This window comes from Paenibacillus sp. FSL H8-0317, from assembly GCF_045040685.1.
In the GTDB taxonomy this organism is placed as follows: Bacteria; Bacillota; Bacilli; order Paenibacillales; family Paenibacillaceae; genus Paenibacillus.
On sequence record NZ_CP150294.1, the window covers coordinates 1,335,812 to 1,361,748 of the forward strand.

Consider the following 25,937-nt stretch of genomic DNA (forward strand, 5'->3'; position numbering starts at 1 on the left):
AAGAGTGCCTTTCAATCAGCAAGATATCGATCAAAATGCTAAAAAGATAAGGGGGTCTCCCATTATGATTCCAGATCATCTGGATGTTGGTTTATCCATTCTGTTTATCGGATTTAATCCGAGCATTACGTCAGGTGAAACCGGACACCACTATGCCTACAAGGGCAATCGCTTCTGGCGCATTCTTGAACGGTCGGGATTGACCCCGCGTTTATACGATGCACAGGAGGACGGCGAACTGCTGAAGCTGGGATATGGATTTACGAATATCGTGGCCCGGCCCACCAAAGGCATGGAGGATATTACGAAGGAAGAGTATGCAGAAGGACGACAGATTTTACGGCAAAAGCTGGAGAAATACCGACCGGATATTGCCTGTTTTGTTGGGAAAGGGGTATACACCCAGTACAGCAAGCGCGCCAACGTGCAATGGGGATTCCAGGACGAACCGGTCGTCAAGGAGATCCAGGAGTTCGTCGCTCCATCGTCCAGTGGACTCGTGCGTATGTCGATGGATGAGATTGTGGCGATCTATTCACAGCTTGCTGATTTTGTCGGGGAGAAGAACAGGGAAGATTAAGAGGCAAGAACAAGTGCAGCTCCAAGGTCATCTATAGAGTGAATCGTGCTGCGGAATTAACATATGTGTATTCAGAGTTCACCCATTCGGCTTCGCCGATAAGGGCGAATTCTTTTTTTTGGATAAAGTGAGAGGTTTCGGGAACGACTTCCGTCTATATAGTACAGAACCATGCATGGAAGCTGTAGAGAAGGGGGATTACATGACTCAACAGATACCGGAGGAGGAGCTTATTCAGCGCATTATTGCAGGGGATAAGCAGTTGTTCTCTGTGCTAGTAGATCGATATAAAAATAAAGTCTACGGCATCATGCGCGGAATGGGCGCGAGTCATCCGGATGCACAGGATCTCGCTCAGGATACGTTTATTCGCATCTATCGCTATCTCCCGTCGCGGCGGGAGGGAAGCAGTTTCTCGTCGTGGGTGTACACCATTGCGGTGAATCGGATGCGGGATTTTATACGGGAAAAGAAACCCGTCATGTCTCCGGTCGATCAGGGGATCGAACCTGTCAGTAATGAAACACCGGAAAAACGTGTGCTGCATAAAGAGATGCAGCGTGAAATATATCGACAGCTCGAACAGTTACCTGAATCGTATCGCCTGGTGTTATTACTGAAGTACACAAACGAGTTGAGCTATGAAGAGATTGCAGACATTACGGGTATGAGTTCAACCAAAGTGCGCAACGCCCTTTATCGCGGGAAAAAAACGCTGAGGAAGCAAATGGAACGCAAAGGAGGTTTAGCTACGTATGAAGCCTATTTCAAGGGATGAAGATCGGTTATGGGAGGAGCACCTGTATCGTGAGGAACCGGATGCGGATTTTACGCTTAAGGTCATGCAGAAGCTGGATGGCGTGTCCATGGAAAGTGGAGAAGATCAGCATCCATTCGAGAAAAAATCCATGAGAACGCATTGGATGCGCCGGACTGGAATCGCCGCAGCGGCAGTTGTGATTCTTGCGGGAGGGGCCTGGTATGCTTTTGATCACACAGCAGAGCCACCCTCCCCCTCAGTGAGCGCTGTGGATCGCCCCCCGCTACCGAACATGCCTGTGCCGGAAGCGCTGAGGTACTCCAGTTTGGCTGATGATTACAAACGTCTTAAACCCCATGGACTAGTGGTGAATCCGAATCTACTTATTGAAGATCAAGGATACAAGCTCAAGATTGAAGATGTGCTGGTGGATCGTTCTCAAATTGTAATGAGGCTGCAACAAACAGCACCTGATGGAACCGGAATGTCAATTTTATATCCTGAAATGGGAAGAATTCATGTCACTGATGAAACGGGAAGAGAGGTTGCGACCCTTGCAAGGGATACCAGAATAAGCAGTGGCTCTCTTGACAAATTTGTATTTCAGTTTCACAAAGATATTCCTGATCAGGTGTTCGTGCGTGGAGAATTAGGACATTTAAAAGTAGGAGTGTTCTATAATTTTGTGACAGAGTCATATGAGGATAGAGACGTTACGGTGGATTGGAGTTTTAAATTCAGCATCGACATGACCAAAGCCAAATTAATGGCTGTTGAGGCTCCCATGAACAACACCTACACTACTCCTGAGGGCTTGAAACTAGATATGACACAGCTTGTACGCACGCCAAACGGGACCCGTCTTGACATGAACATCAGTCTGGAAGATCAACTTCGTGCCAAAGTCGGAGAGAATTGGGCGGATGATATGGATTTAATGTATCATATCGAAATTCCAGAAACGAATGAGTATCGAATTTTTAACGAGAACAGAACCAATGCCCGTCAAGCCAAATTTCGGTTCCGAGATATGAGTAGATTGAGTGAGAATAATGATGGTCAGATGAGGCTTTCTGAGACATGGGACCCTGCTTATGTTACGGTGGATGCGAAGAAAATTCGCTTTGTCCTCGATGGCTACACCATCCCGGTGTGGGAGGAGAAGTCCGTGGAAGTGGATTTGGAAAAGATGCGTAAGGATGCTGAATTCTACACCTACGTACTACAGTTTGAACAATTTGGAGATGAAGTTTTATTTTCCAAATACAATTATTGGCCAGTGCAGCAATCATTAAAGCTACCTGAAAGAAACTTTGAAGGGACCTCTTCTCTTGTTTTGGAGGGATCAGGGACTTTCCAAAATGATATTAACGGAGATCAATGGGTGGCTATAGATCATGAAGGAAAGGAGTATCCCGTTGAAGTGATGGGAACTACGAATCAGCCTAATAAAAACAATGAAGAATACATCGTAGATGATCTCAGGTTGATTATCCATGGTTTTAAAAAAGAGAATGGAACGAAATTCACTTTGAAACGAACCGCAGTTAACCGAGAGGTCCGTGATGTGAATTGGGAAGTGGATCTTCCATCGTACGATAGCCTGCCTTGGCTGAAATAACCAGTAGTACAATTCTCAGACATAAAGTAAATGAAGCTTCGAATGGATGTATAAGGATGGGTGGATGGATCAGTAGATTTAAGTGTAAATGTACAGGAATATAAGGATATAAGCCTAATATACGAAAAGGCCCTGCATAATGGTATGCGGGGCCTCTTTTGTATGTACCAGATTCACGGAGACAGCAAGTACATAACAAATCCATCTTCAGAAAAGTGCAGTTACCCTTTCCGAATTATGCCGATTCCCTTGGAATCAACGTGGTCGATAACATAACCGTCTCTTTAGGCGTCCCAGGGCGTTCAATCCGGCGCTGTAAAGCCTCCACCGCACGTTGCCCAAGCTCCTCTTTGCACAGATTAACCGTGGTCAGGGGCGGGGAGGACGTAACCGCAGAATGTACATTGTCGATACCGATGACAAGGCAATCTTTAGGCGTGGAGATGCCCATCTCCTGTAATTTGTGCATCCACTGCAAGGCAATATCATCATTAACACCGATCCAGGCATCAGGGCGCTCGTCATCTGGCATATTTTGAATTGTAGTAGCCAACGGGTTAACCCATTCGCCGTTCTCATAAGGAATATTCCATTCCCTGAAGCTGGTAGTGTGACTGGTGTCCACATGAAAATGGTTCAGAGCCAGTTCAATGCCGATCTTCCGCTGCGCGAAGCTGGCAGCACGACCATCATCTGTGATAAGGCCGATCCTTCGGCAATTCATAGACATTAGATATCTAGCCACGGTGATGCCAGCTTCCAGATTATCATGGCTGATTGTATCACAATTCAGCAATGGTTCCTGATGATCTACCAGAATAATAGGCCGACCGGTCTGAGAGAGCCGTTGCAGAACTGTATGAGGAAAAGCCCCCATGACAATAATCCCAGCACATCGTTCCCAGTCCAAATGAGGAGCAATGGCTTTTTCGGGAGAGGTGTTCTCGTCCGTCACTCCGAGTGAGGGAGATACAATCGCATGATGCCAACCGCGCTCATTACAGGCGGAGATCATGCCTGACAGAACACGTTGCCAGTAGTGGGGTTCACCGCGGTTGAGCTGATTCATGCATATGAGAGCGAACGGTGGATCGGACGGATCTGCATGGTTTGCAGCAGGAATATTGTTAGCACCTGGAGTACTTTGGCGATATCCTAAAGCACGAGCGAGTTCCAGAACTCGTGCGCGTGTTGCTTCACTGACACCCGTCTTGCCACTGAGTGCGCGGGAGACGGCATATTTGGATAATCCGAGCTGGTCAGCCAGCGTCTGAATGGATACTTTGCGTGACATATCATTACTCCTTCATTTGACGATCATCTTCTGACACAGTACACTTACAAATAATAATGTTATTATAATTTATCATAACAAAAATAACAATAGAGTTGTAAGGAGACGACATCCATGGAACAGTTCAGATTACCGAAAATCCCTATGCCACAACTGGAATTGCCACAAGCTGTGCAGGATATTCTTACTGAGGCGGACGAGCGTTTGCAACATCGACCGAGATTGCTTGCTCAGTTTCGCAATTGTTTTCCGAATACACTGGAAACGACCACGAAGCTGCTGGATGATGGAACAACCTTTGTGATTACAGGGGATATTCCCGCGATGTGGTTAAGGGATTCCGTAGAGCAGGTCATGCATTATGTTCCGCTTGCCAAGGGTGACGAGAAGTTGCAGCGTATTATCGGAGGCCTAATCAAACGGCATACGTTCTATGCTGATATGGACATCTATGCTAATGCATTCAATGAAACGGCGAATGGATGGCATTGGGATGCCACTGATGAGACGGAGATGTCACCTTGGGTGTGGGAACGGAAGTTTGAACTGGATTCCCTCTGTTTCTCTATGAAGCTGGCTTATACATATTGGCGGGAGACTGAACTTACAGATATATTCGATGAGCGCTTCAAGAAAGTGATGGAGAATATCGTACACCTGTGGGAGACAGAACAGCATCACTCAGAGCGTTCACCTTACCGGTTCATGCGCCGTAATTGTCCAGCCCATGATACGCTGCGTAATGAAGGATTGGGTATGCCTGTGAATTACACGGGGATGATCTGGTCCGGATTTCGTCCGAGTGATGATGCCTGTGATTTTCATTATAATATTCCGGCGAACATGTTCGCTGCGGTAACCTTGCGCCAGATGGGGGAGATCGCGAAGTGGGTGTTCAGGGATGAACAACTGGTAAGCCGGATGGCTCGTTTGGAAGAAGAAATACGACATGGTATTGCCCTGTACGGTACTTACCGTCATCCAGAGTATGGGCAGATTTATGCCTATGAGACGGACGGTTACGGTAACTTTTGTCTGATGGATGATGCGGGCACACCTGGGCTGATGTCTATACCATATATGGAATATGCTTCGATTGAAGACAGGGTGTATCAGAACACACGGCGATTCATTTTAAGTAAGGAAAATCCATTCTACTATGAAGGGAAGGTAGCCAAAGGTATAGGTAGCCCTCACACCCCTCCGGGATACATCTGGCACATGGCACTATCCATGCAGGGTCTGACCGCAGACAATGACGAGGAAATACTGGCGATGATTGAATTACTGGAGAACACGGATGCAGGTACTGGATATATGCATGAGGGTTTCCAAGCCGATGATCCCAACACGTTCACTAGACCATGGTTTGCTTGGTCCAACAGCCTGTTCTCGCAGTTGGTGTACAAGGCAATGAAAAAAGGAATTCTTTAAAATGATGAAAGTTCAAAAAAAACTCACTGCTCGCGAAGCAGCCGTTCCGGTTACGAATCGTTCTTTTGATCGCTGTTATCCCCGGATTTCCTGATCGACTTTTGTAAAGTCGAAATCCGGTGATAAAGGCGAACGCTTTGCTTCTTCAGAATCGATTTCGTTCCCTGCACTACTTTTACTATCGAGCGCGACTGTTTTTGAACGATATCATTTTTAGAATAGGTGAGTAGGTAAAAAAACAAGAAAGCCCAAACTGCTGAACTTTGCAGTTTGGGCTTTGCTTATGGTGAAATATACAGGCGCTTTGCTATGTGTTTTTCAGTAGATCGGCGATGAACACTTTCTGTCCTGTGCGGGCGCTCTCAAGTGATGCGAGGACCATGGCCATGCTGAACTGGTTATCGCTGCAATCGGTCTCAGGCAGTCGTCCGGATTCCAGTGCAGCGAACATGTCTTCGAGACAGCCGTGATGACCTGTTTTGTCCATGACAGGCAGTTCCGCTTCAATCCGCTCACTTGGTTGGAAAAAGGATGGTTTGCCGTCAGCATCCAGGCTTTGCGCAGTAACCACCTCAGCATAGATGTCGTTATGACCATCCCAGATGGCGGTTCCTTTTTCACCGATTACGCGCCAGCTTGCTTCCCATGATGTGGGTACACCTTCTGCGCACCAGGACCCGCGATAGTTGAATGCGGACCCGTCAGACATCTCAAATATACATAACGCCATCGCATTGCCCTGATACCAGGAACCTGGAGGATTGAACTCATGGCAGTATACCGATACCGGGTTGGCTCCGAGAATATACCGTGCCTGATCGAACGTATGTATCGCCATATCGAGCAGCAGCGGACTATCCATCAGATCCCGGAATCCGCCGAAGTGTGGCCCGAGGAAGAAGTCAGCCCCGGCATAACCTACCTGTCCTATAGCTCCGCCGGAAATGAGGTGCTGGTAAGCACGAATCCGCGGATCGAAACGGCGATTTTGCATGACGGCTTGAATGTGTCCTGTGCTGCGAGCGGTTTGCACAATATCTGTGCAGTCGGAGAAGGACTCTGCCAGTGGTTTTTCGCCAAATACATGGCATCCTTCCTTCAGCGCTGTCATGGCAATGCCGTAATGACTCGCCGGAATCGTGACATCAAATACGATATTTGCACCAGTCGTTTGAATGGCTTCACGGATATCGGTGAACGTAGGGCAGGTGAGGCCATGTCTTGTAGCAAAAGCAAGGGCTGTCTGTTCATACAGATCGACCAGTCCCACGATTTCTGTATCTGACCTTTGCAAGGCATAATCCGCCCATGTGTTTGCCATGGCACCGCAGCCAGCGATAATTATCCGATAAGGATGAGTCATGTTCTCATCTCCTTCGCATGGATTGTGTTATACAGCTCGCATGGTTTCCTATACCGGATTGGGCACAAAATCGCCGCCGCGGCATTGTTTCAAATATCGCAATGCATGCACCTGTCCGGTCATTTCGAGTTCGTCTTTGTAGACGGGATCATGCCAGCCTTCAATATCAATCGTGCCCTGATAACCGTTCTGGCGCAGAATGGTGATAATGTCTGCCCAGTTGTTATCCCCGAAGCCGGGTGTGCGGTGCCAGACAAATTCACGTGGGCCATGCACACCGTATTCCTTGACAATATCCCAGGCAATCGTGGCATCTTTGCCATGTACGTGGAAGACTTTGTGAGCCCATTTGCGTAGTTGTGGAATAGGATCAATCAGGCTGGACATTTGATGGCAAGGCTCCCACTCCAAGCCGACATTTTCATCCGGAACAGCATCAAACATCATCTCCCAGGCCGTTGGGTTATGTGCGATGTTCCAGTCGCCTGTCTGCCAGGTTCCACCCATATCACAGTTTTCAAAAGCAATCCGTACACCCCGGTCTGCTGCCCGGCGTGCCAGTTCACCAAATACTTCCTTGAACCGGGGGATGGACTCATTAATGGGTTGATCGGTCAGACGTCCGGTGAACCCGGAGACGATATCTGCACCGAAGAGCTGTGCGTGATCAATCACCCGCTCCCAGCTTGCCAGTGTATCGGCGTTGTCTCCGGCTCCCGTTAGCGGGTTACCAAATACACTCACCGAGGAGATGACAATGCCTTGTTCGTCCACAATTTCACGGACACGTTTGGCTGTCTCTGCCAGGTCCAGATCACCAGTCGTTTGCCAGAAGGTCAGGTTAAATGATTCGAAGCCGTGTTGCATGATCTGCGGGATAACGCGGACGGCGTCCTGCCCGCCTACAAGGGTACCGATGCGTAATGATTTATTCATGGTTGTATTTCACTCCAATATTGGCTTATAGTACTTCGTGACACACTCATTATAGCCGTGGATTAACGGGATGGCTCTAAACAATCTTGTGTAATAATAGTCGGATCTTGTGAAGAGGGGGAAGAAGTCGTGCTGGATCTGAAAGCGCTTCACGAAAATACCCGAATTGATCATAAATCACATCCATTTCAGTTGTTCCAAAATCGGTGTTCAGATATGAAAGCTGAAGAATGTATTCTGTATTTGCATTGGCATGAACACTTTGAACTGATTGTTATGCGCAAGGGCAGTGCGCTGTTTCATATTGATAGCAAACCTTATGTGGTTCGAGCAGGTGAGGTCATCATCATTCCTGGAGGTACACTGCATGTCGGATATGCTCTGGATGAGGGGGATGTGCATTATGATTCCGTTGTAGTGAACCGTGCACTGTTCCATGATTTCACTCATGATCCTGTGCATGAGCAATATGTCGCGCCGTATTTGGAAGGAAGAGTGAGGTTTCCGGTCAAACCGACAGAAGAAAACACAGCCTGCACAGGCTATTATTCTTTGCTGAATGAAGCTGTGGAGGAAATGGCGTTACAGCCCCCGGCTTATCAGCTCGTGGTGAAATCCAAGCTGCATGCCTTGTTCACCCTGCTTGCGCGTACCTTTATGCCGCAGCAGCTACCGGATAAAACGGTCGGATCGTATTTTCCAAACCGCGAACGTTTCAAACAGTTGATTGCACAGATTGAAGCGGACCCCACAGGTAAGATGTCTGTTACGGAAGCGGCAAGTCATGTGGGATTGAATGCGTATCACTTCTGCAAAATGTTTAAAAAGCTGACCGGACGTACTTTTGTGGAATACGTGAACGGGTGCAGGATGAGTGAGGCAGAGCAGCTGCTGCAAGGCAGTAGTCTGACCATTACGGAGATCGCCGCCAGAGTTGGCTGCGACAACGCCAACTATTTTACCAAGTTATATAAACAATACAAGGGCATGACTCCCTCGCAGGGACGTGGAAGAAAAGAAGGTTGAGCACGACCAGTTTACCAGTAGTCTCGAATAAAATGTCCATAACGAAGGTTGTGGCAATATGTAACTCGCAGTCGCAATTGTGAGCAGAAACAGAAACAGAAGCAGAAGCAGAAGCAGAAGCAGAAGCAGAAGCAGAAGCAGAGCACACAGCAGTGATTACCGTAACCATAATCATACGCATACACACATATACAAAGAATAACCTGGATAAAGGCCTCTACAAGGCTATTATCCGGGTGGTTTTGATTCAATAATATCAAGACAATCATCTATGTGTACAACATGCTTATTTCATAAACCTGGAGAACAGACGATTGGCTTTCTTGGAGAGATCGTCTATTTTGACATTGGCATGATCGAGTTGATTGTATCCCCATTTGATCGTTTGCAGCATGCGTGGGGATATGGGCGTTCCTTTGATCCGTGGATAGATGTTGTGATAAGCCCAAACCAGATGCTCCCAGCGATTGTCATTGCCGTCCTGAATATACTCGGATACGTCAATCACTTTCCCGCGTCCGTTATGAAGAATTACATTTTTCAGATGAATGTCGCGAGGGTTCAACCCGCGGCTGCGAACGGCTTCTCGCGCTGCGTCCACATCGAGCATGACCTGCTCGGGGACGGGGATTCCTTTTTCCAAACATTCCAGCAAGGTATCCCCAGGTTCAAAACTGATCACGAGTACATTCCGGCCGCTGCCATAATAGGTAGGGAAGTATGTCAGGCCTTTGAGCTGCTCGTATACCTGTTTTTCATTTTCGAGTTTGTCCAAGGCATGATCCGAGTACATCTTGAAGGCATACTGCGGCAAGCCGTCATACGTAAATACAGCCGCATCCGTACCTGTGCCAATGCAATTCAATCCTTCTACATCGCCGATGATCTTCACGAGCTCATTCCGGTCGCTTCCGATGACTTGGATCTGTTGTAATGCTTCTTCCGCCTGGAACCAATCCGGTCGATTCATGGGTAGTGCCTCCTTTTAGGATATGCCTGTACAATTTTTTTATAAAATAAACACGTTCTACAATCGAAATAAGACTAATTAGCGTGTCTGGGGTTTGTTAGTTTCCGTAAAACCACGTGATCCACATGATAAGGTGTGTGAGATTCGTTAGCGCCGGGCCCACACTGGCCCCGGGCTGGACCCGTACTAGCTCCCGGTTCCGGATTCGCTGTCCTCTATAGAGTATATTAAGCGTTCTGCTCCGCAATTTCATCTTTTGGTGATGTTACTATATAAACGATACGGATCGAATCGGAAACGGTTGCGTCAGAAGAAAATAACGGAAGCGCGCTTGCGACAAGGTTGCCCGGGCTTTATACTGTGAGCATTAAGGGATCTCATGCAGATCCGGCATACAGAAAGGCAGATTACTTATGGCACAATACCCGCAGTGGTCTTATTCGCAGTCGCGGGCGAGTATGTTCGATGAGTGCCTGCGCAAATATTATTATCATTATTACGGTGCCCATAACGGATGGAAGACAGACTCTGCTGATGAGATGCAGGTTCGTCTGTACCGTCTGAAGCAGCTCAGCAATCTGTATCTTGTCTTCGGGGACCTCGCGCATCGGATGTGTGAGTCGGCGGTACGCAGCAGGGAAGAGGGCAAAGATAAACCGCGTGAACACTTCCTGGAACAGACGGTACGCAAGCTGCTGAATCAGGCGTATGTGGAATCCATGGACGCGGATCAGTGGCGGCTGAACCCCAAGAATCGCACGATGCTGTCCGAGATCTATTACGGGGATGATACGTTGAATGACCGGATTGCCACGATTAAGGAACGGGCTTCGGCCTGTGTCAGTAACCTGTACCAGACGCTTACGTGGGAGGACTTGTCCCGGGCAAGTACGGACATTTTGGAGATCGAGAAATGGGATACCATGATGCTGCACGATACGCGCGTGTATGTGAAGATGGACTTATTGTATCGGCGCAGTAACGGTAATATCGTCATTGTGGACTGGAAGACGGGCAAGGAAGATGACTTCTCGGATCAGCTAATGCTATACGCATCCTATGTGAGAGAACACTACCGGGTTCCCTTGGAGCAGATTGAGCTGCGAGTGGAGTACTTATTAACCGGAAAGCACCGAGAGTTTACAGCGACAGAAGAGGATATCCGGAAGGTGGAGGAGAACGTGGGTCGTTACATTGAGGAGATGCGATCCTGCGTGGAGGATGAGTATTATAACCGTCCCAAGGACGTCACCTACTTCACAGCGATGCCTTCGCACCGGTCCTGCCGGGATTGCAACTTCCGCGAAGTGTGCAGTGAGCGAGCAGTTTGAAGCGCCAAAAACCGGAGCAACCTAAAGGCCTTATACCAACCAACAAGCTATCCTATGTGAAAAAAATCAAGAAGCGCAAGCCGGGAACATCATCTGCCCGACTTGCGCTTCTATTGCGTTCCACAGGCCTGGCGACAAGGCGCCGGATGGAACGATCATATCAAGATCACTGGACAGCGGCGGTATTCTCCAGCGCCTGACCCGCAGGAACATAGGCATGCCCGAGATCCCGGGCGACCGCCTCATACGTGATGTGTCCATTCAGCACGTTAACCGCGCTGCGAATGGACGAACTGCCGCGAATCGCGGCGGCTGCACCGTGGTTCGCCAGCTGCAGCGCATAAGGCATGGTGGCGTTGGTCAGCGCCACCGTGGACGTCCGCGGCACGGCGCCTGGCATGTTCGCCACCGCGTAATGCACGACGCCATGTTTCACATAGGTCGGTTCATCGTGGGTTGTGATATGATCAATGGTCTCAACGATCCCGCCCTGATCAATCGCCACATCCACAATGACCGAACCCGGTGCCATCGTCTTAACCACTTGCTCGCTGACAAGCGTTGGTGCCTTGGCGCCCGGAATCAGCACCGCACAGATCAACAGATCTGCCGCCGCAACAGCTGTTGCGATGTTGGATGGGCTGGATACCAGCGTGTGGATCTGATTGCCGAAGATATCATCCAACTGGCGCAGACGATTCAGATTCAGATCAAGGATGGTCACATCGGCGCCAAGACCAATAGCAATTTTGGCTGCATTTGTTCCGACTGTACCGCCACCAATAATGACCACTTTCCCCCGACTGACGCCTGGTACACCGGACAACAGAATGCCTTTTCCACCTTCCGTTTTCTCCAGTAGTTGTGCTCCGATCTGGGAGGCCATGCGGCCTGCAACTTCACTCATAGGAGTTAGCAGGGGGAGGGTATTGTTAACCTCCAACGTCTCATAGGCAATAGCCGTTACCCGACTTTTAATAAGGGCTTTGGCAAGATCCGGTTCCGCTGCGAGGTGCAGGTATGTGAACAGAATCAGGCCCGGACGAAAATATCCATATTCACTGGCAAGTGGTTCTTTCACCTTGATGATCATATCGGCTTCGGTCCAGACTGACTTGGCATCAATCCGAATCTCGGCGCCCGCAGCTTGATATTCATGATCCGTGAATCCACTACCGATCCCCGCGCCTTGTTCAATCAGTACCTGGTGACCGGCTCTGATGAAATCAGCAGCCCCGGCCGGAGTCATTGCTACACGATTCTCATTGTTCTTGATTTCTTTGGGAATTCCGATTCTCATCACCATGCACCTCGTCCATTTATTGGTTGTTAGATTATACTACAAGTTTATGACTTGAATATTCGTTTTGCACCTTACTTCATGTCTAATTTTTAGGAATCGAACTCAACATATTGTCGAAAAAGACTGTTCAGGACATTTGTCCATAGATTATAATGTAAGAAAAAATAACACAAAGAGGGATCGATATTGCGAAATGACCGTGTGTTTACGATCAAAGATATCCTTGCACGTCCAGTATTTGGCCGAGCACGACTAGCGGCAGGGAAGGATGGAGTGAACCGTCAGGTTGGTTGGGTTCATGTATTGGAGATTACAAATGTATCTCCATTCGTAAGCCCTCATGATCTTATTTTATCCACTGGACTGTGGCTTCAATCGGAAGAAGGACGCGAAGAGTATCTGCTTCAGCTCATTGGCAGTGAGGCAGCGGGGCTATGTGTGGAGTTTGGTACCAGCATATACGGAATCCCGGAAGAACTGATTGAACTGGCGAACAGACACCAGTTTCCGCTGATCGTATTTGAACAACCGGTCCGTTTTGTCGAGATTACACAGGATATTCACTCTCTGCTCATTAATCATCAACACCAGTTGCTGAAAAGTCTGGAAGCATACTCCCGTCAGCTTCAGCAACGAACATTACAGAGTACGGATATGTCTGCTGTGCTGAACCTGCTGCATGAGTATGCTACCAAACCGGTGGTGTACATTTCGTCCATGGAGCCAGGCAGTTTTGTGCCCGAACTTGTTCCGGAGATGGAACAGGCCATCTATACCTGGTATGAGCATGAGGTAGAACATCTGGATTTGAATGATTCAGATACCGAATTATGGTTCCACATCGAGGAAGAGAAGGCTCTGCTGTGTCATCCGGTCGTCTGTTTTGGCCAGGTATTTTCGGCTGTAGGCATGATTGTGCATCCCGCAGCTCCAGTCGAATATCTCAAGTTGTTGCTCGACTATACAGCGAAGGCGGCGGCAGCGCTCACGCTTCGATCCCAGTTTCTTGAAGAGAAGATGGTCCGCAATCAGAATGAACTGATCCAGGATCTGATGAATGGCAACATCCATCAGGAGGAACAGGCTCAGACTCGAATGGGGCTTCGTTTGCTGGTGAAGGGACAGTACTGGTTTGCAGGAGGGGTCATCGAGATTGAGCATCGATTGAAGGGTATAGGCCGGGAGAGAATGGAAGCCAATCATCAGGATGTTCTTGTCCTGCTGCGTTCCTTGCTCAAGAAGAACAATCTGCCTAGCCTGATTATGCTGAAGAACAACCAGGTATATCTATGCTGTGCGAAGGAAGCGGTAACGGCTGCTGCACGTCATCAACTGCTGCGATTGCTGGAGGGGATTGCCCAGGACGTGAAACGGTTTGCCAGTCGTAACTTGAAACAGGTTATGATTCATGTGGGATTTGGCAAGTTACGCAACCGTTTGACCAGCCTGCCGGAGAGCCTTCAGGAGGCCTATCAGGTGATCGAAGTTTCAAGATCGGTAGATCTGATGGAACATGTTCACTTTTACGAACGTATGGGTATATATCAAATGTTAAAAGCGTTACCCCAATCCTTCCTGCAACCCTTTGTCCAGGATCACCTGGGTATGTTGATTGAACATGACCAAACGCATCACCTGCGATTGGTGGAGACGTTGGATGCGTACCTGCAGAACTTTGGTTCCAAACGGGATGCAGCTGCCCAGTTATTTATTCATCGGCAAACGTTGTACAACAGACTGGAGAAGCTGGAAGAACTGATGGGTCCAGGTTACATGGATCAAGGGAGAAGAATCTGTCTGGAGATGGCGTTACTCGCGCACGCGATGATCGAGAATGGGCAGTGGCAATCCTCTTGATGGGGTGAAAGGGATGTAAGACAGACTGTGCACCCATCTTACACTACCTTGAGCACAGTCTAGCAGTTTTTACTGATCCGCCGAGTCCGTTGTAACGAGGCGGGAAGGTGTTGCAGGGTAGGAGTGGAGCGTCGGCCCCGATATAGCTTCGTTTGACCGGAGGATGGTGCCAGTGATAAGGAAGAAGGTGCAGCCAGCCGATACGGGGGGGATGACCGGTCAGGGCGTCCTTCCGGTTCTGCGTCGTTGTCCTCCATTGAAATGCCACTTTGGTGTAGCCATTCATTAAGTCGTTTGGGATTGATTCCGAGTTGTCCGCTCAGATTACAGATATCGAGGTTTATTCTCACACAAATCCGCCTTTCCTGGAATATCGGGCTGGTAGTAGGGTATGAAAGGGAAGCATGAATTCGAGATCAGTAAATGCTCATGTAACATGTTGATTGCAGTTTGATCGGCGGAATGATCCATTATGATAAGAAATAATGCAGAGGCGTTTATGTATACCTTGTTATACGTTTCCATGTCCGCTGTTTTGAATATTTCCATTAAATTGGCTTTTAACAAGATTCTATCACTTCACATGCAATTGCGCGTCTCAATATAGTCTCAATTTTGTGAGAGAAAAAAGTATATTAAAAGTACCAGTATCTAGTACGGAGGACATATATGGGAAACAGTAGTGAGGCAAAATACGACAAATATGTTGAGGATGGCAAACGTTTCATTGGTCGAACCAAGGAACTGACGACACTGGAGCGGTGGTTCAATCATCCGGAAGCCCCATTAACCATATTTTCAATTACGGGCATGGGAGGCATTGGTAAATCTTCCTTGCTTTCAGAGATGTTATCTGTCTCTCGGGATCGAGGTGCGACGGCAATATGGATGGATGGTCGATCATGTGGGGCAACTCCTTCCGTTTTTATGGATTATTTGTCCTCTACATTAGGCTTGGAAACAATGGATAGTGAAGGATACCCGCGACCATTGAGTCTGCTGAGAGACACATCGATCGAGAAGAGATTGGTCCTGGCCGTGGATAATTATGAAGAGCTTGCTCTGTTAGAAAGCTGGTTCATGGAAGTCTTTGTATCCAAACTTCCGTTAAGAGGGATACTTGTCATTCTTGCATCACGCCCGGAACTGGCGTCCACCTGGCGGACACATCCCCGATTACATCAGAGGTTTATACAGATGAGGCTTCAACATTTCACAGTGGATGAGATTACGGAATATATCACGTTGGCAGGCTTTCTGGATCAGGGGATGGCAGGTACCATTACACGAATGACCGATGGACATCCGCTGGGGCTGGCCCTTGCTGTAGAAGCTGCGGATCAGAGGAGGAATCTTCCACAGTCCGAATGGGCTGAGCTATCACACATGATCAGTGCACGATTATTATTGGAACTGACGAATTCCCATCTACATCCCATGGTGGAGGTACTGACACTGATTGAGACAGCCAATCAGGAATTGTTATCATCTGTCCTGGACATGACTGTGACGCAAGAAGACTACCACATGCTGAGACAGATGTCGTTTATCCGTTCCAGTCCGGATGGTCTTGGACTGCATGACATGGCCAGGGTGCATCTGCTCCGGGATTTTCGACAGCGTGAGCCACATCGGTTGCAGACAATGCGTATCAAGATTGCGAAGCTGCTGAAACCGCTACATGAACACGCAGGGGCTCATGAGCGTCGTCAAATCGCCCGAAAGATGCTGCTGCTCTGTCAGGAATCCATGCTTCAATACCGCAAGTACGCAGACGTGTCTCGTGATTCCCTGTTCTCCCCTCTTGAGACGATGAGAAAAGAGGATCTGCCCGCTCTGCACAGCTTGTTACAGCAATGGTGCGAGTACAGCGTGGAACCATGGCAGGCTGTGTCCTACGGTCCCTTCCTGGATGAGTTGGCACACCGTTTTCCCGAAGGAATCGTATTAATGCGTGACAAGCTTGGGGAGACAATCGCCATGTTTATCACGGTACTTGTACATAGGGGTAGTAGTGAGCTGCTTTTGAAATATTTTCCGAATGAGATGCAGGAATGCTTCACTCTACAGGAGCTTGAGAATGACCCCGATCAGAGTGATACTCACTTTGCATTGCTGGCTGCGGCAAGAGATGATGTGCCTGGTTATACACGAGAAGAACTGGTGGGATACATGGCACTTGATCGACTATCTCTACTGGGTGATGGTGCGAGAGCGATGCTCGTTGCAACGAATCCTCACCTGAAACTATTTTTGCAAAGTATTGGATTCCAGATGCGAAGAATCCGCACTCGTGTCTGTGACAGATTCGAGGACCGGGCGGACATACTTGATTTGGATTTGCGTAGCGGGCAATTCGGAGAGTGGGTCATGTCTCTGCTTGATCCGAAATCAACAGAAGATCGTATACAGCCGGAAACAACAGAAGTGGATGGTGTTATCTGGACTGAACAGGATGTTCGCAAGATGTTGGGGGATCTTCGTTCCCCGGGAGAATTGCATGAATATGCTGACAGGGTTAGAGGAGTAAAGGATGGAATCCAGTTACAGCTGTATGTCATGGATCTGTTGGAAGGCAGAGTGCATGGCCTATCTCCACAGGATCAGATGCTGTTATACGCGGCCTACTGGACGCATGCTGGCAATCCAACTGCCGCAGCCCAGACGTGTTCCATGAGTCGGGCGACATTCTATCGCCATCTCAGAACAGCGCTGACTCGCTTGGCGCGGATTTTGTAGGGTTCTATTCGTTCATCATACCGATAATGACGACAAGAAGAGGCTGGTCATAGACCAAGCCTCTTCATGCGGTTATAGAGTGTTGCCCTGGAGATGCCAAGTTGCTTGGCGAGTGTTCGTTTGTTGCCACCTGTTGCTTTCAGATATTGAATTAGAAGTTGCGCCTCATAGGTGTCCAATTTTTGCTGGTAGGTAACACCCGAGACAAGTTCGGAATCATTCGAGGGATCTAATTCGTCCACATTTGCAATGGATCGAGGTTCTGGTTCTGCTCCCGCCGAATCCTGACGTTGCTGATTTTCGTTGTTGGCATATGAATGAATTCCGGATGTCAGTTGAACTTCGGACTGTTCATGCATGGTGAGGGAAGTGAGGGTATCAGGCAGGTATTCCTGCTTCACCTCACCATCTGTCGTCAGAATGGTCAGGCGTTCGATCACATTTCGTAATTCACGTACATTGCCTGGCCAATCATATTGGAATAGCAATTTGAATACTTCGGGTGGAACCAACTCAATATGACGGTTATACAGCAATGAGAATTCTTGAAGGAACGTTTGGGTTAATTCATATAGATCTTCCTTGCGCACACGCAGAGGAGGGATGACAAGGTTAATGACATTCAGCCGATAGTAGAGATCTTCTCGGAATTGATTGCGGGCAATCATACTCCGTAGATTCTGATTGGTTGCTGCGATAATCCGGCAGTCGGCCTGCTTCATTCGCGTTCCCCCCACAGGAAAGTAACTCTTCTCCTGCAACACCCGAAGCAGTTTCACTTGCAATTCCAATGGCATCTCACCGATCTCATCCAGAAAAAGGGTACCCCCTTCGGCAAGCTCGATCTTGCCCTTTTTGCCTTTGGGATCCGCTCCGGAGAATGCGCCTTTCTCGTAGCCGAATAATTCACTTTCGAACAAGGAAGCGGGAATTGCCCCGCAGTTAATCGCGATGAACGGTGCCGTCTGCAATTCACGAAGATCATGAATGGCTTTGGCGAATAACTCCTTGCCTGTGCCACTCTCCCCGAGAATAAGTACGGTTGCTGAGGTGGTGCTGATCTTGCGAATGGTCTCCAAACACTGGTGAATCACTGTGCTGCTGCCTTTGATGCGAGCAAAGGGATCTGTGTCAGGACGCAGTCTGGCAACGGCTTTTTCCAGATGTTGGACTTTGGATGTCATATGTAATAGTTCCTGATGTAATCGAATTTCAGTTGTTATATCCACTTCGGCAGCAACTGCACCAACAATATGTCCATCCAGTTGGACAGGACGAGCATTAATCAGGGCGAACAGGTCGGGCCGTGGCTGATGCTGTTTGCGATAGACCGTTTCGCCGGTATACAACGTCTTGAGAGACTGAAGTCGATCAGGCGGAAAAAAGTCTGCCGCAGGCTGTCCGATAATATCATTTTTGCTGATCGAAAAAACATGCTCCGCGCCAGTTGTCCAGTAGGCCACCTTGGCATCTTCATTAATTAATGTCAGAGCTGAACCCGCTGTCTCCAGTGTGGTCTCAAAATAAGCTTCTATTAGGCGATGCGCATGCATCATGGCATGCAGGACATCGGATACCACGATATATCCCAGTACAGGACCTTCATCCTGAATGAACAGATAAGAAGATGTGTCGAATAAGGAGATGGCATCTACCAGCGATGTCGATGAAGGGATACAGGGGGTGGGGGGGACTGTATCCAGAGTACCCATATCCGTGCGCAATAAAGACATTAAATCTGGAAGTAAATGTTTCATCGGTATCACCTCAGTTTGGGCATAACTTTCAGAACTGTACCTGTTACAAGGAACTCTTATGGTCGGAGTAGATGGAAATATTTGAGTGAGATAGTTATCCATAGTATAGCCTTCAAAGTGAAGTGTGTATAGATTTTTTGACATGAATCATACATAAGGCAATCGGAAATCGTGGTTAATGTTGTTTTTGTAATGCTGGGGACTACGCGGTGTTTTTCATCGTTGCCCAATCCAGGAATGATCATTATCACTGCTGCATCAAGTGATGTACTGACATTACGGAATCATTCCAGTGCATCGGCAGTTGATCTGCAGACCCTGGCAGGCGAAACACAGATCAATGCGAATGCCTCTATCCTAATGCTACAATTTAAGTGGTTAACTTTTGAATAATAAATGGGTGTGTCCAGAAAAATAGACATTTAAAATTGTGGTTCTCTTTAAAAACATTATTATCGCCTATGATTCCTGTAGATCTCATAGTTGTTTGTCCATAATTCTTTATGACTTTTCGTTATTGTCTAACTTGGTTACAGTCTCGGTTTAAATGCATCTCGATGCTCTCTCAGGAATGCATCAAGTGAGCGCGGCGCTCTGCCAAGCAAGCGTTGAACGATATCCGTCGGCTTCTCTGGTACAACGGTAGACATCGTCTGAATTTCCACCACGTGGTCTGCAAGCCAAGGAGGCATCTGTCCATGTTCGATCAGATCCGTTCGAAGCTCCTCGGGTTTGAGGTTGAGGAATCTGATCGGTCGATTGAACAGGGTGGACATTTTATCTGCAATCTGTGCATAAGTGAATGCTTCGGAACCCGTCAGCGTATAGATGCGGTCCACTGGTTTGTCTCTAGTCAGCACTTCTGTGGCAATATCTGCGATGTCTCGGCAATCAATGAAGTTGCACGGGGAATCTCCAATGCAGCCGAAGAATACATCTTGGGTTGTAATGGTTGGTGCGAGTCGGAGCAGATTTTGCATAAAAGCATAGGGGCGCAGCATTGTATATGTCATCCCGGATTTCACTAGAGCTTGCTCAATTTGTTCATGCCAGCCTGCTACAGTTACTGGTGAACGTTCGTCATATGCTGGGCTGGATATTTTGACGACATGCTCCACTCCCTCTTGTGCAGCCATCTGAATAATGGATGTCTCTAGTTCCACTTGTTTAGGGTTGTTGGATAACGCTAGAAATAGTTGACTGGTACCCGCCAAAGCTCTGCGCATGGATTCGGAATCATTTGCATCGGCAGCACAGATTTCAATCCCGGACAACGCCAAGTCCGCCATTTGTTGACGAAGCTTATCCGGCTTTCGACTTACTGCCCGAACGGGAATACCTCTTTCCATCAAACGTCTCAAAAGTGCATTTCCAATCATCCCTGTTGCTCCAATAATAGTAATCATGTTTCAATCTCTCCTTATAATGAACTTGTTTATTTGATAATGTAAGCTCGCCAGCGCCATGTCATGATCGTACAAGCTATTGCACCGGACAATGGAAAATCGAACCCAATATGATCCAACCAAGCCCATGAAGAACTCGGGTTTACGATCTGCAATACATTAGAAATCCCCCACGCCGCCACAAAGCCAAACCCTGCGCCTGCAAGTGCCAAGCAGCCCACGACAATGATTCGGGGTGCTTTCGCCACCCACCGTGTGCGGTTCTTACGGTTACGAAGCCAGAGTCCGGCCCATAGAGCCATAAGCAGAGACGCCCCTCCAATCGTTGTTAAAGCTCGTAACTGAAGGACTTTATCAGCGGTAACGATTCCCCCGATGCTTGCCATGATGGCAGGAGACAAGTAGGCCGGAATTAATTCACGCCACAGTACAAAAGGTTTTGGGGGAGGATTAGCGGCTCGGTTTGGATAAGCTTCCTCAGAATGAATGGGGTCATTAAGGTTAACCATATCACTACTCCTTTTTTTGTTTAGAGATCACTGATTTGCTTTCATCTATATATAATTAGGAGCCTAACTATATGGGGGTGAAAATGGGCTAGTTGAACTAGCCCGGTTCACCTTTCTTTGTTATGCTCCTAGGATTTTGGTTCGGAGAAGTCGTGTGACTCATCTGTAAGTGCAGTAATACCTTGTGTTACACGCCCCAGCAGGTTGAGAAACACACTCCTTTCCTCGATCGTAAGTAATCCGACCATCGCTTCCAGTCTGGTAAAATGTTCCGCAGCCATATCCGTTAGTTTCTTCGCACCTTTGGCGGTCAAAATGACTGACTTCTGACGACCATCAACAGAACTGGTCCGACGAGCAACCAGTCCGTCGCGTTCTAAAATCTCGATTAAACCAGTTACGGTAGCACGGGTTACACCCAGATTTTCCGCCAGTTGGGAGGGCAGTTCTTCTCCTTCGTGATCTTCAAGATCTGCCAACAGACGATATCGCCCTGTCGATAAACCAAATCTGGAGAAATGGATTTCCGCAGCATGCCCAAGTTTGGCTCCTGCTACCATCAGTCTGGATGCGACAAGCACGGCTTGTGCATCCACGTCTAATTGATAGCGATCAACCTGACGCTTCGTTTGTACTAACGAAGGGATGAGGTACATATCAGTTGTTGATTTGTTTTGATTGTCCATGAACATAGTATGGTACCTAACTATATAGTTGTCAACTTTTGTTTAGACCATTCGTCAAGTTGGATGCTCTCGTAAAGTGTTCGCACAGAAAAAACCATGTGCCCAGAAAGAAAGAGACAACATGGTTTTCTTTTTCATATATATTGATCCGGCCGGAAACTAACTATCGGAACATATTCTTAACGACCATCCAGAGATTAGCCGGTTTTTCGGCCAAACGGCGGGTATAGTACGGATACCACATGGTGCCATAAGGGACGTAACAGCGAATGCGATATCCTTCTTTGGCGAGACGTTCCTGTTCGCTCATGCGCAGACCATATAACATCTGGAATTCAAAGGCATCCGGCGAGATCCCCCGATCCTTGGCGTATTGTTTCGTCCAGTTAATGATGTGATCATCATGCGAGGCAACCGCAGTGTACACACCCTGATCGAGGTGATTACGAATCATTGTTTTGAATTGATGAATGACTTCAGAAGTACTCTGATAGGCGACTGATCCGGGTTCTTTGTAAGCACCTTTAACCAGCCGAAGCCGAATGCCTTCCCGAATCATATCACGTGTATCTTCTTCCGTGCGATGCAGGTAGGCCTGCAATACTGTGCCTGTATTATGCAGTCCTTCCGAGTGCAGTCTTCGCACAATATCCAGCGTTGCTTGAGTAAATGGACTATCCTCCATATCAATTCGGACAAATAGATCATGTAATTTGGCTTGTGCGGCAACGGCACGGATATTTCGATAACCCTCTTCCGGGTCAAGTGCGAGGCCCATCTGGGTTGGTTTTAGCGAGACGTTGGAGTCTACGCCTTCACGTGCAATGCCTTCTACCAGGCGTACATACTCATCCCTGTACAATGCCGCTTCGCTCAGGCGGGTGATGCCTTCACCCAGATGATCGAGCGTAGCCATAATGCCTTTGTTATTGAGTATGCGGATCTCTGCGAGAGCTTCTTCCAAGGTGTTTCCTGCAATAAACTTGCCTGCCAGCTTCTTACCATATTTAATGGACAGGTTCTCTACAGCTTTGTTGCCTGCCACGGTTAATAAGGTTTTGCGATATATTTCCGTTCCCACACTCATTTTCGTTTCCTCCTTCAGCATTGTGCATCCTTAATTCAAGCAAGAAACGTGCCAGATTTAGCGATGGTCTACTATTTTTTATGAGAATTATCTATTTAAATTGAATTCGGAAGGTTATTCTGTCATCGGAGTGACCCTTGTGAATTTTCTTTAGTTAAATTTAACGAGAAAAATATTTCAATCCCAACCGGAGTTGGCACGGATTTTGCTACATATATTTGGTGATGAGTAACATGCAAAATAATTCAGGCGAGCAGCCAGCGAATCCCACATCCTGAAGGAGGAATTATTGATGAATATCCCTTTTGTTAACGAACCATTCACACCCTTTGCAGTCCAGGCGAATCAGGAAGCATTTGAAGACGCACTTCGTCAGGTAGAAGCTGAACTTGGGCAGGAATACCCGATTATTATTGGTGGGCAAAAAATAACAAGCAGCCGCACGTTAACTTCCGTGAACCCCGCAGCCAAGAATCAAGTTGTCGGAACGATCCATCAGGCAGATCAGGAATTGGCCGAAAAGGCCATTCAGACAGCGGCGGAGACATTCCACACATGGAAACATACTGACCCGAATGAACGGGCTCGTTATCTATACAAAGCAGCTGCCATTATGCGTCGTCGCAAGCATGAGTTCTCTGCATGGATGGTCTATGAAGCTGGCAAGACTTGGCCTGAAGCCGATGCGGATACAGCGGAAGCCATTGATTTTATGGAATTCTATGCACGGGATATGCAGCGACTGAGTGAACCGCAGCCCCTCGTGCGGATTGCAGGAGAAGATAATGAACTGAGTTATATACCGCTGGGTGTGGGTGTTGTTATTCCGCCTTGGAACTTCCCACTGGCAATTATGGCAGGCATGACCTCTGCTGCACTGGTATCCGGCAACACGGTGGTATTAAAGCCGGCCAGCACAACTCCGGTGATTGCCGCGAAGTTTATGGAGCTGCTCGCAGAAGTTGGCCTGCCGGATGGCGTCGTGAACTTTTTACCAGGACCAGGCAGCGAAGTGGGCGATTATCTCGTGGATCATGCGCTCACCCGGTTTATCAGTTTCACCGGTTCCAGAGATGTAGGACTGCGAATTAATGAACGTGCAGCACGTACAGCTCCAGGTCAGAAGTGGATCAAACGAGTTATTGCAGAAATGGGCGGCAAGGATTCCATCGTAGTAGACAGCGACAGTGATCTGGAACTCGCGGCAGAGTCCATTACCGCTTCGGCATTTGGTTTCTCAGGACAGAAATGTTCGGCGTGTTCCCGCGCCATTATTCATAAGGATGTATATGATGAAGTATTGCAAAAAGTGATTGAACGGACACAGAAACTGACGATGGGCAGTCCACTTGAAGTTGGCAGTCAGGTTGGGCCCGTTATCGATGACAAGGCCTATGCGAAGATCACGGAATATATTGAAATCGGCAAGGGTGAGGGGCGTCTTGTGCACGGTGGCGGTACAGGGAACGTTGAAGGTTATTTCATTGAACCAACCATCATTGCCGATGTTGACCCGAAAGCCCGAATTGCTCAGGATGAGATTTTTGGACCTGTGCTTGCGTTCATCAAAGCCGAATCTTTCCAGGATGCTTTGGATATCGCTAATAATACGGACTATGGTCTGACCGGCGCGGTGATCTCACGTAATCGTGAACATCTGGAACAGGCAAGACGCGAATACTTTGCGGGTAATCTGTATTTCAACCGGAAATGTACCGGAGCACTGGTGGGCACACATCCATTTGGCGGATTTAACATGTCAGGCACGGATTCCAAGGCAGGTGGAAGAGACTATCTGCTGTTGTTTACCCAGGCGAAGCTGGTGTCGGAGAAATACTAGTCAGAAACCCATGATCCGACTAAAAACTTCTTACATTCATTTGAATAGTATGCTATTATCCCTGCAACGTATAAGGAGGGTAACGGATGTTAGGTGTTCAGTTGGTACAGGAACAACGTATTCGGCTGTCCATCACGCCGGAGATGAAACAATCCTTTCATTTGCTAACCATGTCTGGCCAGGATCTGACCCGTTACTTGCTGGATGCGGCGGAGGAAAATCCAGTACTTGAGCTGGAAGAACAAGCTGCGCCTCTCGCCCGGATTCCGCGGCGAATGGATCAGCGCAGGTATGATTCCTATGATCCGTTGCTTCAGGCCAAAGGTGCCGAACCTACTCTGGAACAATTGCTGATTGCGCAAATTCGAGTAATGACAATTCCAGCCGAATTGGAAAATATGGCCGTATATTTGGCAGGGTGCGTTAATGACGATGGTTATCTGACGGTTGAACTGGAAGAGGTGCAAGCAACACTTGAGCTTCCGATGAGCAAGATTGCAGCTGGACTGGAGCTTCTCCAATCGCTGGACCCTGCTGGTGTAGGGGCGCGGAATCTGCAAGAATGTCTGTTGCTCCAGATTAGACGTGATTCATCAGCTGCGCTGAATGCGGAGCGGATGGTGGAGGCCGGATTGGAAGCACTGGTTCCTTTTCACCCAGGTAGAACAGGGAGTCGATTAGGCATGACTTCACGGGAAGCTCAGACTGCCTATGACTATATTACACGTCTGGACCCCAAGCCCTGTCGATCAATCGGATGTACAGAACGGCCACATTACATTATTCCGGATGCCATTGTCGGGTTGCGTTACGGTGAGGCCCATTTTAACCTGCATGCAGCAGGTAATCCTCGTGTATCGATGAATGATGCGTGCTTCCACTGGATCAGGGAAGAGGCTCCGGACGCAATCTGGTCTACCCGCGTGGCAGAGGCGAGGGCTATCATTCGGAGTGTACACTTGCGGCGCAGGACTTTAGTGCGTGTGCTGGCGGCAGTGATGGAAGAGCAGAAGCATTTTTTGCTCAAAGGCCCATCCGCACTAAAACCACTTAATCTGGCTGTTATTGCAGAGAAGATTGGCATGCATGAATCAACGGTAAGTCGTGCGGTGAACGGTAAATACATTGAGACCCCACATGGGGTATATGAACTCAGGGCTTTTTTTGCCTCGGGAATCAGTACAACGTCAGGGGATAAAACATCAGCATCAGTGGTAAAACGCAGATTAAAAGAAATCATTCGCACGGAGCAGGCTCAGCGTCCATACTCGGATAGTCGTTTGGCTACACTGCTCGCCGAGGAAGGGATTGTCATCTCCCGCAGAACGGTTGCCAAGTACAGGGAGGAACTTCAGATTCTTCCTTCCCTTGAGCGTAAACGGTGGGCTTAATCGAATAACTGGCGTCTTATCATCTCTGAATACACAAGAACCCCCGC

General features: G+C 48.1%; 22 protein-coding genes. 11 read left to right on the top strand and 11 right to left on the bottom strand.

What is annotated here, in order from left to right:
- Positions 1-64: 64 nt before the first annotated feature.
- The 3 genes from MHB43_RS06020 to MHB43_RS06030 all read left to right on the top strand — a co-directional run bounded on the left by MHB43_RS06020 (position 65) and on the right by MHB43_RS06030 (position 2,961).
- Positions 65-580, top strand: a complete 516-nt coding sequence (locus MHB43_RS06020; RefSeq protein WP_336759143.1) for a mismatch-specific DNA-glycosylase — start codon at positions 65-67, stop codon at positions 578-580.
- A gap of 202 nt (positions 581-782) precedes the next feature.
- Positions 783-1,358 (top strand): sigma-70 family RNA polymerase sigma factor, encoded by a 576-nt coding sequence (locus MHB43_RS06025; protein ID WP_336759144.1) that lies wholly within the window; start codon positions 783-785, stop codon positions 1,356-1,358.
- The gene (locus MHB43_RS06030; RefSeq protein WP_405131551.1) at positions 1,336-2,961 is read left to right on the top strand and encodes a hypothetical protein; all 1,626 of its coding nucleotides are present in this window, start codon (positions 1,336-1,338) and stop codon (positions 2,959-2,961) included. Before MHB43_RS06025 ends, MHB43_RS06030 begins: the two co-directional genes overlap by 23 nt.
- Before the next feature lie 235 nt (positions 2,962-3,196).
- Here MHB43_RS06030 and MHB43_RS06035 read toward each other — a convergent pair whose 3' ends face one another.
- The gene (locus MHB43_RS06035; RefSeq protein ID WP_339307177.1) at positions 3,197-4,255 is read right to left on the bottom strand and encodes a LacI family DNA-binding transcriptional regulator; all 1,059 of its coding nucleotides are present in this window, start codon (positions 4,253-4,255) and stop codon (positions 3,197-3,199) included.
- Between the two features lie 114 nt (positions 4,256-4,369).
- Here MHB43_RS06035 and MHB43_RS06040 point away from each other — a divergent pair, with 114 nt between their 5' ends.
- Positions 4,370-5,689, top strand: coding sequence for a glycoside hydrolase family 125 protein (locus MHB43_RS06040; RefSeq protein ID WP_405131552.1), 1,320 nt, complete (start codon positions 4,370-4,372; stop codon positions 5,687-5,689).
- 307 nt (positions 5,690-5,996) lie between these two features.
- Here the strand turns inward: MHB43_RS06040 and MHB43_RS06045 are convergent, their stop codons facing one another.
- Positions 5,997-7,052: a Gfo/Idh/MocA family protein gene (locus MHB43_RS06045; protein WP_405131553.1), complete on the bottom strand. Its 1,056-nt coding sequence runs from the start codon at positions 7,050-7,052 to the stop codon at positions 5,997-5,999.
- Positions 7,053-7,100: 48 nt separating this feature from the next.
- Positions 7,101-7,988, bottom strand: a complete 888-nt coding sequence (locus MHB43_RS06050) for a sugar phosphate isomerase/epimerase (protein ID WP_221819006.1) — start codon at positions 7,986-7,988, stop codon at positions 7,101-7,103.
- Between the two features lie 129 nt (positions 7,989-8,117).
- On the opposite strand from MHB43_RS06050, the gene MHB43_RS06055 reads away from it, so the two are divergent.
- A complete protein-coding gene (locus tag MHB43_RS06055; RefSeq protein WP_339182510.1) occupies positions 8,118-9,014 on the top strand; it encodes an AraC family transcriptional regulator in 897 nt (298 codons plus the stop codon).
- A gap of 286 nt (positions 9,015-9,300) precedes the next feature.
- On the opposite strand, the gene MHB43_RS06060 is transcribed toward MHB43_RS06055, so the two are convergent.
- Positions 9,301-9,984 (bottom strand): serine/threonine protein kinase, encoded by a 684-nt coding sequence (locus MHB43_RS06060; protein WP_339182512.1) that lies wholly within the window; start codon positions 9,982-9,984, stop codon positions 9,301-9,303.
- A 413-nt stretch (positions 9,985-10,397) separates the two neighbouring features.
- On the opposite strand from MHB43_RS06060, the gene MHB43_RS06065 reads away from it, so the two are divergent.
- Together MHB43_RS06065 and MHB43_RS06070 are read left to right on the top strand one after the other, a co-directional pair.
- On the top strand, positions 10,398-11,315 hold the full coding sequence (locus MHB43_RS06065; RefSeq protein ID WP_339182514.1) for a PD-(D/E)XK nuclease family protein: 918 nt from the start codon (positions 10,398-10,400) through the stop codon (positions 11,313-11,315).
- Complete coding sequence (locus tag MHB43_RS06070; protein WP_339182516.1) at positions 11,312-11,515, top strand: hypothetical protein; 204 nt, start codon at positions 11,312-11,314, stop codon at positions 11,513-11,515. The genes MHB43_RS06065 and MHB43_RS06070 overlap by 4 nt, the downstream gene beginning before the upstream one ends.
- Here the strand turns inward: MHB43_RS06070 and ald are convergent.
- Complete coding sequence (ald, locus tag MHB43_RS06075; RefSeq protein WP_339182518.1) at positions 11,482-12,615, bottom strand: alanine dehydrogenase; 1,134 nt, start codon at positions 12,613-12,615, stop codon at positions 11,482-11,484. The genes MHB43_RS06070 and ald overlap by 34 nt on opposite strands.
- Positions 12,616-12,804: 189 nt before the next feature.
- Here ald and MHB43_RS06080 point away from each other — a divergent pair, with 189 nt between their 5' ends.
- Complete coding sequence (locus MHB43_RS06080; RefSeq protein WP_405131554.1) at positions 12,805-14,475, top strand: PucR family transcriptional regulator; 1,671 nt, start codon at positions 12,805-12,807, stop codon at positions 14,473-14,475.
- A gap of 59 nt (positions 14,476-14,534) precedes the next feature.
- Here the strand turns inward: MHB43_RS06080 and MHB43_RS06085 are convergent, their stop codons facing one another.
- A complete protein-coding gene (locus MHB43_RS06085; RefSeq protein WP_221819011.1) occupies positions 14,535-14,825 on the bottom strand; it encodes a hypothetical protein in 291 nt (96 codons plus the stop codon).
- 319 nt (positions 14,826-15,144) lie between these two features.
- Between MHB43_RS06085 and MHB43_RS06090 the strand changes: the two genes are divergently transcribed.
- Entirely contained in the window at positions 15,145-17,214 is a 2,070-nt protein-coding gene (locus tag MHB43_RS06090) for an ATP-binding protein (protein WP_221819012.1), read from the top strand.
- Between the two features lie 47 nt (positions 17,215-17,261).
- On the opposite strand, the gene MHB43_RS06095 is transcribed toward MHB43_RS06090, so the two are convergent.
- The 5 genes from MHB43_RS06095 to MHB43_RS06115 form a co-directional block, all read right to left on the bottom strand.
- Entirely contained in the window at positions 17,262-18,971 is a 1,710-nt protein-coding gene (locus MHB43_RS06095; RefSeq protein ID WP_221819013.1) for a sigma 54-interacting transcriptional regulator, read from the bottom strand.
- 530 nt (positions 18,972-19,501) lie between these two features.
- Positions 19,502-20,377: an SDR family oxidoreductase gene (locus tag MHB43_RS06100; RefSeq protein WP_405131555.1), complete on the bottom strand. Its 876-nt coding sequence runs from the start codon at positions 20,375-20,377 to the stop codon at positions 19,502-19,504.
- Between the two features lie 29 nt (positions 20,378-20,406).
- On the bottom strand, positions 20,407-20,886 hold the full coding sequence (locus tag MHB43_RS06105; protein WP_405131556.1) for a hypothetical protein: 480 nt from the start codon (positions 20,884-20,886) through the stop codon (positions 20,407-20,409).
- A gap of 128 nt (positions 20,887-21,014) precedes the next feature.
- Positions 21,015-21,572, bottom strand: a complete 558-nt coding sequence (locus tag MHB43_RS06110) for a MarR family winged helix-turn-helix transcriptional regulator (RefSeq protein WP_405131557.1) — start codon at positions 21,570-21,572, stop codon at positions 21,015-21,017.
- A 163-nt stretch (positions 21,573-21,735) separates the two neighbouring features.
- Positions 21,736-22,659, bottom strand: coding sequence for a proline dehydrogenase family protein (locus MHB43_RS06115; RefSeq protein WP_221819017.1), 924 nt, complete (start codon positions 22,657-22,659; stop codon positions 21,736-21,738).
- A gap of 292 nt (positions 22,660-22,951) precedes the next feature.
- On the opposite strand from MHB43_RS06115, the gene pruA reads away from it, so the two are divergent.
- Positions 22,952-24,499: an L-glutamate gamma-semialdehyde dehydrogenase gene (pruA, locus tag MHB43_RS06120; protein ID WP_076251309.1), complete on the top strand. Its 1,548-nt coding sequence runs from the start codon at positions 22,952-22,954 to the stop codon at positions 24,497-24,499.
- Between the two features lie 86 nt (positions 24,500-24,585).
- Entirely contained in the window at positions 24,586-25,890 is a 1,305-nt protein-coding gene (gene rpoN, locus MHB43_RS06125) for an RNA polymerase factor sigma-54 (RefSeq protein WP_405131558.1), read from the top strand.
- Positions 25,891-25,937: the final 47 nt, after the last annotated feature.